This is a genomic window from Caballeronia sp. A2-2, from assembly GCF_057612605.2.
This window is the reverse complement of the sequence record NZ_CM172587.1, coordinates 1,339,293-1,353,402: the sequence shown is the minus strand read 5'-3', so window position 1 is coordinate 1,353,402 and position 14,110 is coordinate 1,339,293. Positions and strand designations below refer to the sequence as shown.

13 protein-coding genes and 1 tRNA gene are annotated in these 14,110 nt (G+C 62.7%); 8 read left to right on the top strand and 6 right to left on the bottom strand.

Translation table 11 applies throughout. The annotated features are described in order from the left end of the window. Positions 1-9: 9 nt before the first annotated feature. Complete coding sequence (gene map / locus ACZCWR_RS06360) at positions 10-792, bottom strand: type I methionyl aminopeptidase (RefSeq protein ID WP_487302865.1); 783 nt, start codon at positions 790-792, stop codon at positions 10-12. A gap of 241 nt (positions 793-1,033) precedes the next feature. On the opposite strand from map, the gene ACZCWR_RS06355 reads away from it, so the two are divergent. After that, positions 1,034-1,372, top strand: coding sequence for a hypothetical protein (locus ACZCWR_RS06355; protein ID WP_487302864.1), 339 nt, complete (start codon positions 1,034-1,036; stop codon positions 1,370-1,372). A 70-nt stretch (positions 1,373-1,442) separates the two neighbouring features. Here ACZCWR_RS06355 and ACZCWR_RS06350 read toward each other — a convergent pair. The 3 genes from ACZCWR_RS06350 to ACZCWR_RS06340 form a co-directional block, all read right to left on the bottom strand. Next, a tRNA-Ser gene (locus tag ACZCWR_RS06350) sits at positions 1,443-1,533 on the bottom strand. A 116-nt stretch (positions 1,534-1,649) separates the two neighbouring features. Next, the gene (gene serS, locus ACZCWR_RS06345; RefSeq protein WP_487302863.1) at positions 1,650-2,948 is read right to left on the bottom strand and encodes a serine--tRNA ligase; all 1,299 of its coding nucleotides are present in this window, start codon (positions 2,946-2,948) and stop codon (positions 1,650-1,652) included. Between the two features lie 143 nt (positions 2,949-3,091). Continuing rightward, a complete protein-coding gene (locus tag ACZCWR_RS06340) occupies positions 3,092-4,408 on the bottom strand; it encodes a replication-associated recombination protein A (RefSeq protein ID WP_487302862.1) in 1,317 nt (438 codons plus the stop codon). 217 nt (positions 4,409-4,625) lie between these two features. On the opposite strand from ACZCWR_RS06340, the gene cytX reads away from it, so the two are divergent. Together cytX and ACZCWR_RS06330 are read left to right on the top strand one after the other, a co-directional pair. Continuing rightward, positions 4,626-5,936, top strand: a complete 1,311-nt coding sequence (gene cytX / locus ACZCWR_RS06335) for a putative hydroxymethylpyrimidine transporter CytX (protein WP_487302861.1) — start codon at positions 4,626-4,628, stop codon at positions 5,934-5,936. Positions 5,937-6,434: 498 nt separating this feature from the next. Continuing rightward, on the top strand, positions 6,435-6,878 hold the full coding sequence (locus ACZCWR_RS06330; RefSeq protein WP_487302860.1) for a hypothetical protein: 444 nt from the start codon (positions 6,435-6,437) through the stop codon (positions 6,876-6,878). Positions 6,879-6,939: 61 nt separating this feature from the next. On the opposite strand, the gene lolA is transcribed toward ACZCWR_RS06330, so the two are convergent. Continuing rightward, the gene (gene lolA, locus ACZCWR_RS06325; protein WP_487302859.1) at positions 6,940-7,608 is read right to left on the bottom strand and encodes an outer membrane lipoprotein chaperone LolA; all 669 of its coding nucleotides are present in this window, start codon (positions 7,606-7,608) and stop codon (positions 6,940-6,942) included. Between the two features lie 30 nt (positions 7,609-7,638). Continuing rightward, complete coding sequence (locus ACZCWR_RS06320) at positions 7,639-9,951, bottom strand: DNA translocase FtsK (protein WP_487302858.1); 2,313 nt, start codon at positions 9,949-9,951, stop codon at positions 7,639-7,641. Positions 9,952-10,288: 337 nt separating this feature from the next. Here ACZCWR_RS06320 and trxB point away from each other — a divergent pair, with 337 nt between their 5' ends. The 5 genes from trxB (at position 10,289) to ACZCWR_RS06295 (ending at position 14,092) form a co-directional block, all read left to right on the top strand. Then, positions 10,289-11,284: a thioredoxin-disulfide reductase gene (trxB, locus tag ACZCWR_RS06315; RefSeq protein WP_487302857.1), complete on the top strand. Its 996-nt coding sequence runs from the start codon at positions 10,289-10,291 to the stop codon at positions 11,282-11,284. A 196-nt stretch (positions 11,285-11,480) separates the two neighbouring features. Then, positions 11,481-12,308 carry a Smr/MutS family protein gene (locus ACZCWR_RS06310; RefSeq protein ID WP_487302856.1) on the top strand — a complete coding sequence of 276 codons (828 nt, stop codon included), beginning with the start codon at positions 11,481-11,483 and terminating at the stop codon, positions 12,306-12,308. Next, positions 12,298-12,918, top strand: a complete 621-nt coding sequence (locus ACZCWR_RS06305; RefSeq protein WP_487302855.1) for a trimeric intracellular cation channel family protein — start codon at positions 12,298-12,300, stop codon at positions 12,916-12,918. The genes ACZCWR_RS06310 and ACZCWR_RS06305 overlap by 11 nt, the downstream gene beginning before the upstream one ends. Positions 12,919-13,051: 133 nt before the next feature. Further along, on the top strand, positions 13,052-13,705 hold the full coding sequence (locus tag ACZCWR_RS06300) for a protein-L-isoaspartate O-methyltransferase family protein (protein ID WP_487302854.1): 654 nt from the start codon (positions 13,052-13,054) through the stop codon (positions 13,703-13,705). Positions 13,706-13,768: 63 nt separating this feature from the next. Continuing rightward, positions 13,769-14,092, top strand: coding sequence for a rhodanese-like domain-containing protein (locus ACZCWR_RS06295; RefSeq protein ID WP_487302853.1), 324 nt, complete (start codon positions 13,769-13,771; stop codon positions 14,090-14,092). Positions 14,093-14,110: the final 18 nt, after the last annotated feature.

Genomic DNA, 14,110 nt, shown 5'->3' with positions numbered 1-14,110 from the left:
CGGCGTCGATCAGGGCGCGGCATACGCACCGGTGCCGTCCGGCCAGGGCGTCAGCAACTCGAAGCCCTCTTCCGTCACGGCCACCATGTGCTCCCACTGCGCGGAGAGCGAGCGGTCCTTCGTGGTCACTGTCCAGCCATCGCGCGACTGCTGCGTGGCGGGACGGCCTGCGTTGATCATCGGCTCGATGGTGAAGACGAGGCCGGGCTTCAGACGCAGGCCCGCGCCACGCTGACCGTAATGCAGCACTTGCGGATCTTCGTGATACACGCGGCCGATGCCATGACCGCAATACTCGCGCACCACCGAAAACCCTTCGCGATGCGCGACCGACTGAATGGCCGCGCCGACATCGCCGAGCGTGGCGCCGGGACGCACTTCGCGGATGCCGGCGACCATCGCTTCATACGTGGTTTCGACGAGGCGTTGAGCATCCTTGTCCGGCGTGCCGGCGAAGTACATGCGGCTGGTATCGCCGTAGTAGCCGTCCTTGATGATGGCCACATCGATATTGATGATGTCGCCATCCTTGAGCGCCTTCGGCCCCGGAATGCCATGACAGACCACGTGATTGACCGACGTGCAGACCGTCTTCGGAAAGCCCATGTAGCCCACGTTCGCCGGCACGGCTTTCAGTTCATCGACGATGAAGCGATTGCAAATGGCGTCGAGTTCGTCGGTGGTGATGCCGGGGCGTACATGTTCGCCGATCATCGCCAGCACCTCGGCGGCCATGCGGCCGGAGATGCGTAGTTTCTCGATGTCGGCAGGAGTCTTGATCGTGATGGCCATTGAGCAATGCGATGGATTCGTGCGGGTTCCTGTGGCGTTTTCTGCCGTTTCGAGGCGCGCCGCGCTTCGGGAGCGCTTCAGGAACAATGGGGCCGATGATAGCACTTGCGGACAAATCAGCCTCTTTCCGCAAGGTTTGCAAAGGCGTTTTCTCCTTGAATTGAAAGCGTGGCCGCCCTTGTTATGCAGGTATGTTTGTGGTCTAGTGAGCGCGATTTGGAACGCGTTTGAAGGAGGGATTTTGCTTCGATTTGCTGTTGTACTTGCCGGTGTAGCCACGCTTGCAGGTTGTGGCTCGACCACGACCAATCCCGCCTTGCGGGCATCGCAACCGGTCATTCATGTTTCGTCGGCGCGCACGGCGTCGGATGTATCGGGATGTCTCGAGCGGATGATTCCATCGGCGCACATCGCGCGCGATCAGGGCACGACGGAAGTGATGGTCGGCTCGAACGCGTGGCTCGTGACGGTGACGCCATCGGTCTATGGTTCGGTCATCAAGGTGCAGCAGTCCGCCAGCGATGACGGCGGCGTGCCGGAACCGGAGCTTCGGTTCGACGTGGCGCGGTGTACGATTTGAGCGCGATGTTCTAGTCAGCCGCAAAACGAAAAACCCCGCAAGCCGTGACAGCTTGCGGGGTTTTGTATCTTGGCGGAGAGGGTGGGATTCGAACCCACGGTACGGGAAAACCGTACGCCTGATTTCGAGTCAGGTACATTCGACCACTCTGCCACCTCTCCGTCTACCTATCGCGCTTTACTTCGATCGGCCTTCGTGAAGCGGGTCGTTGCTCAACGAAGAACGAAAGTATATCCAAGTATTTCGCGCTTTCCAATACCCTTTTTGCAAAAATGCGTCAGGCCGCAGCCGGTGCCTCGATGCGCTCAGCCCCGCGCATATAAGGCCGCAAGACCGCCGGAATGGTCACCGAACCATCCGCGTTCTGGAAGTTTTCCAGCACCGCGACGAGCGTACGTCCCACCGCCAGTCCCGAACCATTGAGCGTATGCACGAACTCCGGCTTGCCCTGCGCATTGCGGAAACGCGCCTGCATGCGACGCGCCTGAAACGCTTCGGTATTCGAACAGCTCGAAATCTCGCGATACGTGTTCTGCGCCGGCAGCCACACTTCCAGATCGAAGGTCTTCGCCGCCGAGAAACCCATGTCGCCCGTGCACAGCGTGATCACGCGATACGGCAATTCGAGCTTCTGCAGAATCGCTTCCGCCTGACCGACCATCTCGTCGAGCGCCGCGTACGAATGCTCGGGCGCGACGACCTGCACCATTTCCACCTTGTCGAACTGATGCTGACGGATCAGCCCGCGCGTGTCGCGTCCATACGAGCCCGCTTCCGAGCGGAAGCACGGCGAATGCGCGGTGAGCTTCACCGGCAACGCGCTCGCCTCCAGAATGCTCTCGCGCACCGTGTTCGTAAGCGAGATTTCGGACGTCGAAATGAGGTACTGCGTGACCGTGTTCTCGTCGCCGCCCTTCTCCACGCGGAACATGTCGTCCGCGAACTTGGGCAACTGGCCGGTCCCGAACAAGATCTCCGGATTGACGATGTACGGCGTGTACGCCTCGGTATAGCCGTGCTGCTCCGTGTGCGTGTCGATCATGAACTGCGCAAGCGCGCGATGCAGCCGCGCAATCGGCCCGCGCAGCAGCGTGAAGCGCGCGCCCGAGAGCTTCGCGCCCGTTTCGAAATCGAGGCCGAGCGGCGCGCCGACATCCACGTGATCCTTCACTTCGAAGTCGAACGCGCGCGGTGTGCCCCAGCGTTTCACTTCGACGTTCTGCGATTCGTCGCGCCCAACCGGCACGCTTTCGTGCGGCAGATTCGGCACGGTCAGCATGAGATCGGACAGGCGCTTCTGGATATCGTCCAGCTTCGCCGCCGATTCCTTCATGATGTCGCCGATGCCGCCCACTTCCGCCATGACCGCCGACGTATCCTCACCCCGGCCTTTCATCGCGCCGATCTGTTTGGACAGCGTATTGCGGCGCGATTGAAGTTCTTCGGTGCGCGTCTGGATCTCGCGGCGTTCGACTTCGAGCGCGGCGAACGCGGCGACGTCGAGCGTGAAGCCGCGTTCGGCCAGACGCTTCGCGACGCCGTCCAGGTCTTTGCGGAGGTTTGTGATGTCGAGCATGTCGGGGGATGCAATGTTAAGTAATCGGAATGGTCGATTTTAGCGCACGGCCGCTGCGCGATTGACCGGCTTCTGGTCGAGTCTAGTTGACGCATCCGCGCATGGATCGAAACAAGCGGATGGCGGGAGCGAAACGAAGCCGCTCAACGCTTCTTTTCCTCTTTGTGCTCGCGCCGCCACGCCTCGTCCAGTTCCGACAGGCGCGAGAGCTTCTCGCCGATCTTGCTTTCAAGACCGCGCGGCGTCGGCTGATACCAGTGCGGCTCGCGCATGCCGTCCGGCAAGTACGTTTCGCCGGCGGCGTAGGCGTCCGGTTCGTCGTGCGCGTAACGGTACTCGTGACCGTAGCCGAGTTCCTTCATCAGCTTGGTCGGCGCGTTGCGCAGATGCACCGGCACGCCGCGCGACTGATCCTTGCCGACGAAACGCCGCGCCTCGTTGTACGCGTTGTAGCCCGCGTTCGATTTCGGCGCGACGGCCAGATAGATGAGCGCCTGCCCGAGCGCAAGTTCGCCTTCGGGCGAGCCGAGCCGCTCGTAGGTTTCCGCTGCATCCAGCGCGATGCGCGCCCCACGCGGATCCGCGATGCCGATATCCTCCCACGCCATCCGCACGATGCGCCGCGCGAGATAACGCGGGTCCGCGCCGCCGTCGATCATGCGGCAGAACCAGTAGAGCGCAGCGTCCGGATTGCTGCCGCGCACGGATTTGTGCAGCGCGCTGATTTGATCGTAGAACGCGTCGCCGCCCTTGTCGAAACGTCGCAGATTCTCGGTGAGCGCGCTGCCGAGCAAGGGGCCGTCGATCTCGCTTTTCTTTTGCTGCGCCGCCGCGCGCGCGACGATTTCCGAATTGTTGAGTAGCTTGCGGCCGTCGCCGTCCGCCGCGCCGATGAGCGCATCGCGCGCTTCGTCGGTGAAGGTGAGATTGCCGAGTTCATTGCTCGCGCGTTCGAGCAGCGTCTTGAGCTCATCGGCGTCGAGGCTTTTCAGCACATAGACCGCCGCGCGCGACAGCAACGCGCTGTTCACCTCGAACGACGGATTCTCGGTCGTCGCGCCGACAAACGTGAACAAGCCCGATTCCACGTGCGGCAAGAACGCGTCCTGCTGGCTTTTGTTGAAGCGATGCACTTCATCGACGAACACGAGCGTCTGCCGCCCGTTCGCGCGATGAATCTGCGCCGTCTCCACCGCCTCGCGAATATCCTTCACGCCCGAGAGCACCGCCGACAGTGAGATGAACTCGGCGTCGAAGGCATCGGCCATGAGGCGCGCGAGCGTGGTCTTGCCGACGCCGGGCGGGCCCCACAGAATCATCGAGTGCGCCTCGCCCGATTCGAACGCGACGCGCAGCGGCTTGCTCGGCCCGAGCAGATGCTTCTGCCCGATCACATCGTCGACGGTGCGGGGACGCAGGCGCTCCGCAAGCGGAACGTTGCCACGGGTTTCTTCGAACATGGGCTGTCGGGTGGTTGGCGCGGGTGGTTCAAAGGCGGCGATAATCTTGCCCTCTTCTCCCGCGTTTTTGCATTGGCCATATGGACTATCCATACGGACTATCCGTTCGGCCGATGCACACGCGGGCGGCAAGGCCGCAGAATCGGAACATTATGACAGCCGCGCGTTTTGTAAGAAGCGCCGGCCATCGACACCAACAATATAGGGACGCAAACCCATGCAGCAAGACAACACGGATACCGCCACCTACGCGCCGCTCACGCCCGTTCCCGCGCAACGGCGCGCGTTCGGCACGCGCGATGCCTTCGCGCTGTGGTTCTCGCTCGGCATCGGCCTCTTGGTCGCGCAGGCGGGCGCGCTGCTCGTGCCGGGGCTGTCGCTGACGCACGCGCTCGTCGCCATCACCATCGGCTCGGTGATCGGCGTGGTGTTGCTGGCGCTTGCGGGTGTGATCGGCACGGACACCGGGCTGGCCGCGATGTCGTCGCTGCGCCCGACGCTCGGCGTGCGCGGCGCGACCGTGCCCGCCGTGCTCAACGCGGTTCAACTGGTCGGCTGGGGCTCGTTCGAGATCATCGTGATGCGCGATTCCGCCGATGCCCTCGTCAAGCAATCCTTCAATCTCTCGATGCCGCTCGTCTGGACGCTAATCTTCGGCGTGCTCGCGACGCTGCTTGCGATCACCGGCCCGCTCTCCTTCGTGCGGCGCTTTTTGCGCACGTGGGGCATCTGGCTGCTGCTCGCGGGCGCGGGCTGGCTGACGTGGAATCTGCTCGCGAAGCAGGACATCGGCGCATTGCTGGCGCGTCCCGGCACGGGTGAGTTGGCGTTTGGCGCGGGCATCGATCTGGTTGTCGCGATGCCGCTCTCGTGGCTTCCGCTGATCGCCGATTACACGCGCTTCGGGCGCAGCGCGGGCGGCACGTTTCGCGGCACGCTGCTGGGCTGCGGCATCGCCAATCTGTGGTTCTACGCGCTTGGCGCGGTGTATGGGCTGGCTGCGGGTGGTGGGGATGCGTTGCTGACCGTCGCGCTCGCGCAGGCGGGTGGCGGCATCGCGCTGCTGCTGATTCTCATCGATGAGATCGACAACGCCTTCGCGGATATCCATTCGGCGGCGGTATCGACCGGCACGTTCTGGTCGCGCATGAGCGTGCCGATGCTGTCGGCCGCGTTTGGCGCGCTGTGCACGCTCGTCGCGCTCGTCGTCGCGATGGGCAAGTATCAGAACTTCCTGCTGCTGATCGGCTCGGTCTTCGCGCCGCTGTTCGGCGTCGTGCTGGTGGATCACTTCATCGTGCGCAAGCGGCGCGTGGATACTGCGGCGCTTGCCGATACGAGCGGGCGTTATGCATATTCGGGCGGCTGGCATGTGAGCGCGTTTATCGCTTGGGCCATCGGGATCACGGCGTATCACGCAATCAATCAATGGCTGCCGAATCTGGGCGCGACGTTGCCTTCGCTCGTGCTTGGGGCGGTGTGTTATCTCGTGCTGGTTTCGACGCGGCGGGCGGCGTTGGCTTCCTGAGGCGTGCTTCAATTGCGCGCGTCGTGGAATATGCTTTGTGCATCAATACGTTGAGGTGTTGATGCGCAGGTTATCCACATGTCTGTGCACGGTTTGCGGGGATAAGGTCGAGGGGAAGTGAAGCGCGCTTCACTTCCCCTTTGCGTTCATGGAGTTAAGGGAGTTGCCAGCGCGTTTTCAACAATGTCGTCCACTGAAAATGTGGATATCTTTTAGGCGCGCTAGCCGGGCTATTGCGCATCGTCTGCGCAAGATGAAATCCCGCCAAAATCAACATCGCTCCAAACTGAATGCGCGCGCACCTTAACGACTGCCATAAAGCAATTTAATAAGCATAACGAACGCCACAACGCTCCTATTCACAGGGCTTTTCGCGATTTCATCGAAAAATATATTGCGCTTTCGATCGGACTTCTCTTATTCTTTTCTCACACCAACAAGAACTCATTTAAGAGTCGAAGCGCACCAATCAGCGCACGCTTTCTTGCCGAGGAAAACATGAGTCGATCGAGATCAAAGGTGGCGAACTGGGCCGGACGAATCGCGGTATGGGGCGCGGTGGCGAGCGCATCCGCGAGTGCGGCGGCGTTCACCGTTCCGGGGGGGACGATTTACTTCAAGGGTGCGTTGGTCGCGCCGCCGTTTTCGGTGGCAATGCAATCGGGCGGGTACATCGCGCAGAGCAGTATCGAGAGCGATAGCGCGTTCGGGCGCGCGGCGACGGTGACATTCATCGCGCCGCCATCCAGCATGCCGAGCGCGGATGTGGCGCTGAACGCCAGTGCCGCCATGAAGATCGGCTTCGTCGATGGACGCGGGCAACGCATCACACGCGCATCGACCGGCGCATACCATCTCGGCAAATCCGGCGGCATTTTGTCGATGCAACCCGCACGGCCAGACAGCGCTGCAGCCGTGACCATCGTCACCACCTACAACTAAAACGATAAAGATATAAAGCGCGCGACCGTGAGGCCGGCCGCGCCACCAACAAAAACGATGCTTACCCGTTGATCACGTCCGCGCCTTTGGGCACGTTGAACTTGAAGGTGTCGCTCTTGATCGGCGGGTTTTTCTGAATGTTCGAGAACGTCAGCAGCGTGACATTGCCGAACACGTCGTGCAGTTCCATCGCCTGAAGATTGCCGTCCTTGAAGCCGATGCCCACGGTCTCGAATTGCGTGTCCTTCGCTTTCGGCGTGAGTTCGAGCCAGTCGATGCCGCCCTTCTCGCCCGCATCGCGCAGATTGAAGTTCTTGTCCAGATCGTTGCTGCCAAAAAGAATCGCTGCCGGACTCGCACCGAGCGAACCGCCAAGACTGCGCACCGTCACCTGATTCAGATCCTTGTCATACACGTAGAGCTTGTCGCCATCGGCCTGAAGCACTTGCGAGTACGGCTTCACATAGGACCAAATGAACTTGCCGGGCCGCGCGAACATGAACGTGCCGCTCGATGTCGCGCTCGGCGCGGGAATCGCGGATGCATTCGCCGCGCTTGCGCCCTTCGACGGCGATTTGACCTCCTGCTGCGTGAAGTCGCCGCGCGCCGCATGCACCTGCGAGACGAACGCCTTCAATTGCTCCGTGCCGCTCGCGAACGCCTGCGATGCGACCAACAAAAGCGCCACGCCGAACGCGCGCGCCAGAATTTTCCCCGCTTGCTGCTTCATCTTCCTTTCTCCATTACACGCTTTGCGCGGTTATTCCACGTCACGCACTGGCGCAAGAATCTCGCGGTTGCCGTTCGACGACATCGCCGACACCAGCCCCGAGTTTTCCATTTGTTCGAGCAGCCGCGCCGCCCGGTTATAACCGATGCGCAAATGCCGCTGCACCAGCGAAATCGACGCGCGCCGGTTCTTGATGACGACTTCGACGGCCTGATCGTACAAAGGATCGGACTCGCCATCGCCCGCGCCGCCGCCTGCACCCGCCGCGCCTTCTTCACCGTCGCCAGCCAGCCCGCCTTCCAGAATGCCTTCGATGTAATTCGGCTCGCCCTGTTCGCGCAGCTTGTCTACCACGCGATGCACTTCCTCATCCGACACGAACGCGCCATGCACGCGCACCGGCAAACCCGAACCCGGCGGCAGATACAGCATGTCGCCCATGCCGAGCAGCGATTCCGCGCCCTGCTGATCGAGAATCGTGCGCGAATCGATCTTCGAACTCACCTGGAACGCCATGCGCGTCGGCACGTTCGCCTTGATGAGCCCGGTGATGACATCGACCGACGGCCGCTGCGTCGCCAAAATCAAATGGATGCCCGCCGCGCGCGCCTTCTGCGCGATCCGCGCGATCAGTTCTTCCACCTTCTTGCCGACGACCATCATCAGGTCGGCCAGTTCGTCGATCACCACGACGATGTTCGGCAGACGCGTGAGCGGCTCGGGCGCGTCCGGCGTGAGACTGAACGGATTGGGGATGCTTTCGTCGCGCTTCTTCGCGTCGTCGATCTTCGAATTGAAGCTCGCGAGATTGCGCACGCCCATCTTGCTCATGAGCTTGTAGCGGCGCTCCATTTCCGCGACCGCCCAGTTGAGCGCGTGGCCCGCCTGCCGCATATCGGTGACGACCGGACACAGCAAATGCGGAATGCCTTCGTAGACGCTCATTTCGAGCATCTTCGGGTCGATCAGGATCAGCCGCACCTGATCCGCGCTCGCCTTGTACAAGAGCGAGAGAATCATCGCGTTGATGCCGACGGACTTGCCCGAACCGGTCGTGCCCGCGACGAGCAAGTGCGGCATCTTCGCGAGATCGGCACACACCGGATTCCCGCCGATGTCCTTGCCCAGACCCATCGTCAATGGCGATGCAGCGGCGGCATAAACCTCCGAGCCGAGAATCTCGGAGAGCCGCACCGTCTGCCGGCGCTGATTCGGCAATTCGAGCGCCATGAAGTTCTTGCCCGGAATGGTTTCGACCACGCGGATGGACACCAGCGACAGCGAGCGCGCCAGATCCTTGGCAAGCCCTACGATTTGACTGCCCTTCACGCCCGTCGCCGGTTCGATTTCGTAACGCGTGACGACCGGCCCCGGATACGCCGCCACCACGCCGACCTCGACGCCGAAGTCCTTCAGCTTCTTCTCGATGAGACGCGAGGTGTATTCGAGCGTGTCCGCAGCTATGGTTTCCTGCGTCTTGGGCGGAGGATCGAGCAACGCGAGCGGCGGCAGCGTGGAGTCGCCCGGCAGATCGTGGAACAGCGGAACCTGCTTTTCCTTCTCGGCGCGCTCGGAACGCGGCGGCGTCTTAACGGGCGGCACGATCACCACCGGTTCGTGATCTTCGGTCTTGGCGCGCGAACGCACGACCTTCACTTCGCGCGTGGACGCGGCTTCCTCGCCGAGCTTGCGATCGCGGCCCGCCTCGCGGCGCAGTCGCGCGCCCGTGACGGCGGAGAAAATGCCATCGCCGACTTTCTCGCACACGGAAAGCCACGAAAACCGGAAGTACAGCGAAAGCCCGATACCAAGCGCGATCAGCAAAAACAGCGTTGCGCCCGTGAAACCGAGCGCGTGCGACACGTGCCGCGCCACGACATCGCCGATGACACCGCCCGGCGCACGCGGCAACTGCACCTTGAGCGACCACATGCGCAGCGCCTCGATGCCGTCGCTGGCGAGCAGCACGAGCACGAACGCGAAGGCTTCCGCGAGCCAGGTGCGATCCTTCGGTGCGTCTTCATCGACGATGGGCGGCTGCGTGATGCGCCGGTAATTCGACACGATGCGCCGCGCCAGCAGCACGATCAGCCAGTAGGACGAGAGCCCGAACACGAGCAGCAGGATGTCGGACGTGTACGCGCCCACGCGCCCCGCCCAGTTCGAGATGTGATCGTAATTGACGGCGTGCGTCCAGCTCGGGTCCTTTCGGCTGTACGAAAGTAGCGCCATGACCAGAAACAGTCCGAGGGCGACCTGGAGAATCCAGCGAATCTCGGTGAAAAGCCGGGACATGCGGTGCGGCAACGCCTGCGGGCTCGCGGAGTAAGTAGCTTTGGCCATTGATTCTGTGTCGCTTGTCGCGGCCCGCGCAGACACGCGCTATGAGCCGCATGGAACGGTGGCCTATTGTAAACGCTGCATTGCGGTGAACGGCGCAAAAACCGGCAGCTTCTTGCATCCTGTAACACTCGTGACGCGCGCAACGCACTTTCGTCTTCCGTGTAATCGTGCGTCATTCCTGCGCCATTTTGCTATTAGCGCGATTGAAAGGTTCATTCGGAACGCTTTTGAGACGGCCTTTATAATTGGGGTTTTGCATCCAACTACGGTGAGTCGGCGCTGCGCCACGGTTTTTGCGCACATCGCTGACTCTTGCCATCGATAACGGACCATCGCCATGTCATCCCCCAAACACGCCAAAGTGCTGATCCTCGGTTCCGGCCCCGCCGGCTATTCGGCCGCCGTCTATGCCGCGCGCGCGAATCTTTCGCCGCTGCTCGTCACCGGTCTCGCGCAAGGCGGCCAGTTGATGACCACGACCGATGTCGAGAACTGGCCGGGCGATCCTTCCGGCGTGCAAGGCCCGGAACTCATGCAGCGCATGGAAGAACACGCGCGCCGCTTCAACACCGAGATCGTGTTCGATCACATCCACACCGCGAAGCTCAACGAGCGTCCGTTCCGCCTGATCGGCGATTCGGGCGAGTACACGGCGGATTCGCTCATCATTGCGACGGGCGCATCGGCTCAATATCTCGGCATGCCGTCCGAAGAAGCGTTCATGGGCAAGGGCGTGTCGGCCTGCGCCACGTGCGACGGCTTTTTCTATCGCAACGGCGAAGTCGCGGTGATCGGCGGCGGCAACACGGCCGTCGAGGAAGCGCTGTATTTGTCGGGCATCGCGAAGAAAGTGACGGTGATTCATCGCCGCGACAAGTTCCGCGCCGAGCCGATTCTCATCGACCGCCTGCTTGCGAAGGAAAAGGAAGGCGTCGTCGATATCAAATGGAATCACGTGCTCGATGAAGTCACGGGCGATGCGTCCGGCGTCACCGGCTTGCGCATCAAGAGCACGCAGAGCGGCGACACGACCGACATCGCGCTGCAAGGCGTGTTCGTCGCGATCGGCCACAAGCCGAACACCGACCTGTTCGCGGGCCAACTCGAGATGAAGAACGGCTACATCATCACCAAGGGCGGCGCCACGGGCGATGCCACGGCCACCAGCATCGCGGGCGTGTTCGCGGCGGGCGACGTGCAGGACCACATCTACCGTCAGGCGATCACGAGCGCCGGCACCGGCTGCATGGCCGCACTCGATGCGCAGCGCTATCTGGAAACCATCGACGAAACACCCACGCCGCATTCGATGAGCCACGAAGCGGCGCGCTGAGCGCGGCAATCCGTGCACGGCGCGGCGAGCCGTTAGAATGAACGCCGCCCGCTTCGCCGCTGCACGTGCTGCGAAAGCCAACAGAACGGGCCACGGTTTGCGCCGCCGGCCCGTTTTGTTTTGGACCGCACGCATGTCCGCGACCGCGCGCGGCGTTTGACGAACCGATTCTCCGCGTCCATCCGCTGGCCGAACGATGCCGAAGAACCAACCGCACCCGAACGAACCGAAGCCGCGCCGTGCATCCGCGCCGCGCGCGCCTGCGCCCGAGGACACCAAGCCCGCCGAACCGCGCGAAATCGCCGATGCCGTGAAACGCGAAGGCCTCGCCGGTCTCGCGGGCCTGCGCAGCGCGCTCAAGGCCGATGCGCAAAAGCGCGAAGTGCAACGCATCGCGGCGGCGCGCGCCGAACGTGAAGCCGTCGCGGAGGCGGATGAGTTTCGTCGCGCCATCGGCGAAATCGAGCCGTTGAAGACGCCGCCGCGCATCACCATGACGCGCGTGCCGCCGCCGCCCATCCCGACGCAAAGCCGTCTGGACGAAGAAGCCGTGCTGCACGAAGCGCTCTCCGACGAATACGATCCCGAAAGCCTGCTCGACATCGACGAAACGCTGTCCTTTTGCCGGACCGGCGTGAGTCAGGAAGTGGTGAGGAAGCTGCGGCGCGGTGCGTGGATCGTGCAGGCGCAACTCGACTTGCACGGCATGCGGCGCGAAGAAGCGCGCGAGGCGCTCGCGGAATTCATTCGCGAGGCGGTCAAGCGCGGGCTGCGTTGTCTGCGCGTGATTCACGGCAAGGGGCTCGGGTCGATTGGCCGGGAACCGGTGCTCAAGGGCAAGGTGCGCGCGTGGCTCGTGCAGAAAGAGGAAGTCATCGCGTTCTGTCAGGCGCGTCCTCACGATGGCGGCGCGGGCGCGGTGCTCGTCCTGTTGCAGCCGGGCAGCGCGCAGCGGCATCACACTCATCCGCAGGACAGAAGCCAGAACAAGGGCAGCAAGGCAGGGCCCGACCGTGCATCCTAGACTCACTCTCGCTATTTCCATCATGGAAGGGCTGGCGATTTTCGCCTACGCCTTTTCCGGTCTTATCGAAGCGCGCAAGCGGCGGCTGGATTCGGTCGGCGCGTTTCTCGTCGCGCTGGTCACCGCGTTCGGCGGCGGCACGGTGCGCGATGTGCTGCTGTCGCGCCGCCCGTTCTACTGGGTGATCCATCAGGATTACGTGCTCGTCGTTTTCGCGATGGCGATTTTCGCGCCGCTGTTCCTGCGCGTGACCACACGCCTGTTCGACCAGCGCGCCCTGCTCGTGACGGATGCCATCGGCCTCGGTCTGTTCAGCGTGTCGGGCACCTCCATCGCGCTGGACGCGCAGATGCCCGCCTTCACCGCGACGCTCATGGGCGTGATCACCGGCGTGTTCGGCGGCATTCTGCGCGACGTGCTGTGCAACGAAATCCCGCTGATCCTGCGCGATTCGCGCCCGTATGCAGTCTGCGCGTTCGCCGGATGCTGGATTTACCTCGGCCTCTCGGAACTGGAATTCGACACGATCTACAGCGTGCTGATTTCGACGGCGTTCATCCTGATCGCGCGCCTCCTGACCTTCAAGTTCGATATCCGGCTGCCGCATTGAATCGAGGCAACGTCAGGCCGACGGCCCGCGATCGGGCGGAAAAACCCGTCCGTTTGCTACAATCCAGAGGTTATCTGGCCCCCGCTCAAGGCTTGCGGCGTCGCGCCGCCAGCCGTCAACTCGCACACAGAACATGAACATCGAGCAAGCGCGTTTCAACATGATCGAGCAACAGATCCGTCCCTGGGATGTGCTGGACCAGGACGTCCTGAACCTGCTGTCGATCGTCAAGCGCGAGAACTTCGTTCCCGCCGCGTATCGCAACATCGCTTTCGCGGACCTCGAAGTTCCGCTGCCGGGCGGCGAACGCATGCTCGCGCCGCGGGTCGAGGCGCGCGTGCTTCAGGAACTCGCCATCCACAAGGGTGAGACGGTGCTGGAAATCGGCGCGGGCTCCGGCTATATGGCGGCGCTGCTCGCGCATCGCGGGCGCAGCGTGACATCGATCGAAATCTCGCCCGAACTCGCGGATTTCGCGAAGCAGAATCTCGCCGCCAACGGCGTGACGAACGCGGAAGTGATCGTCGGCGATGGCGCGCTGGGCTGGCCGGACGGCGCGCCTTACGACGTGATCTGCGTGTCGGGCGGCCTGCCGGTCATGCCGCAGGAGTTGCTGGAGCAATTGAAGGTGGGCGGGCGCATCGCGGCGTTCGTCGGGCGCGCGCCGGTCATGAAGGCGCAGATCATCCGCCGGGTCGACGAAAAGCAGTTCCGCGTGTCCGATATCTTCGAAACGCTCGTGGTGCCGCTGAAGAACGCGGCGCATCCGTCGCTGTTCCGCTTCTGACTTTAGTTTCGCATCGACGCCGGGTTTTGCCCGGCGTTTTGTTTTTATCCTTGACGAACGCTCATGCAAAACCTCACCGCACCCGAACTCGCCGCGTGGCTCGCGGATACCTCGCGCCCCGCTCCCGTTTTGCTCGACGTGCGCGAGCCGTGGGAGTTGCAGACCGCGAAGATGGAGAACATCGTCGCTATTCCGATGCGCGATGTCCCCGCCCGCAGCGAAGAACTGGACGACGAAGCGCAGATCGTTTGCATCTGCCATCACGGCGCACGCAGCGCGCAAGTCGCGATGTTCCTCGAATCGCGCGGCTTCAAGAGCATGTTCAATCTGTATGGCGGGATCGATGCGTGGTCGAAGCAAGTCGATTCGAAAGTGCCGACTTATTGACGCACGCTTGGTCGATAA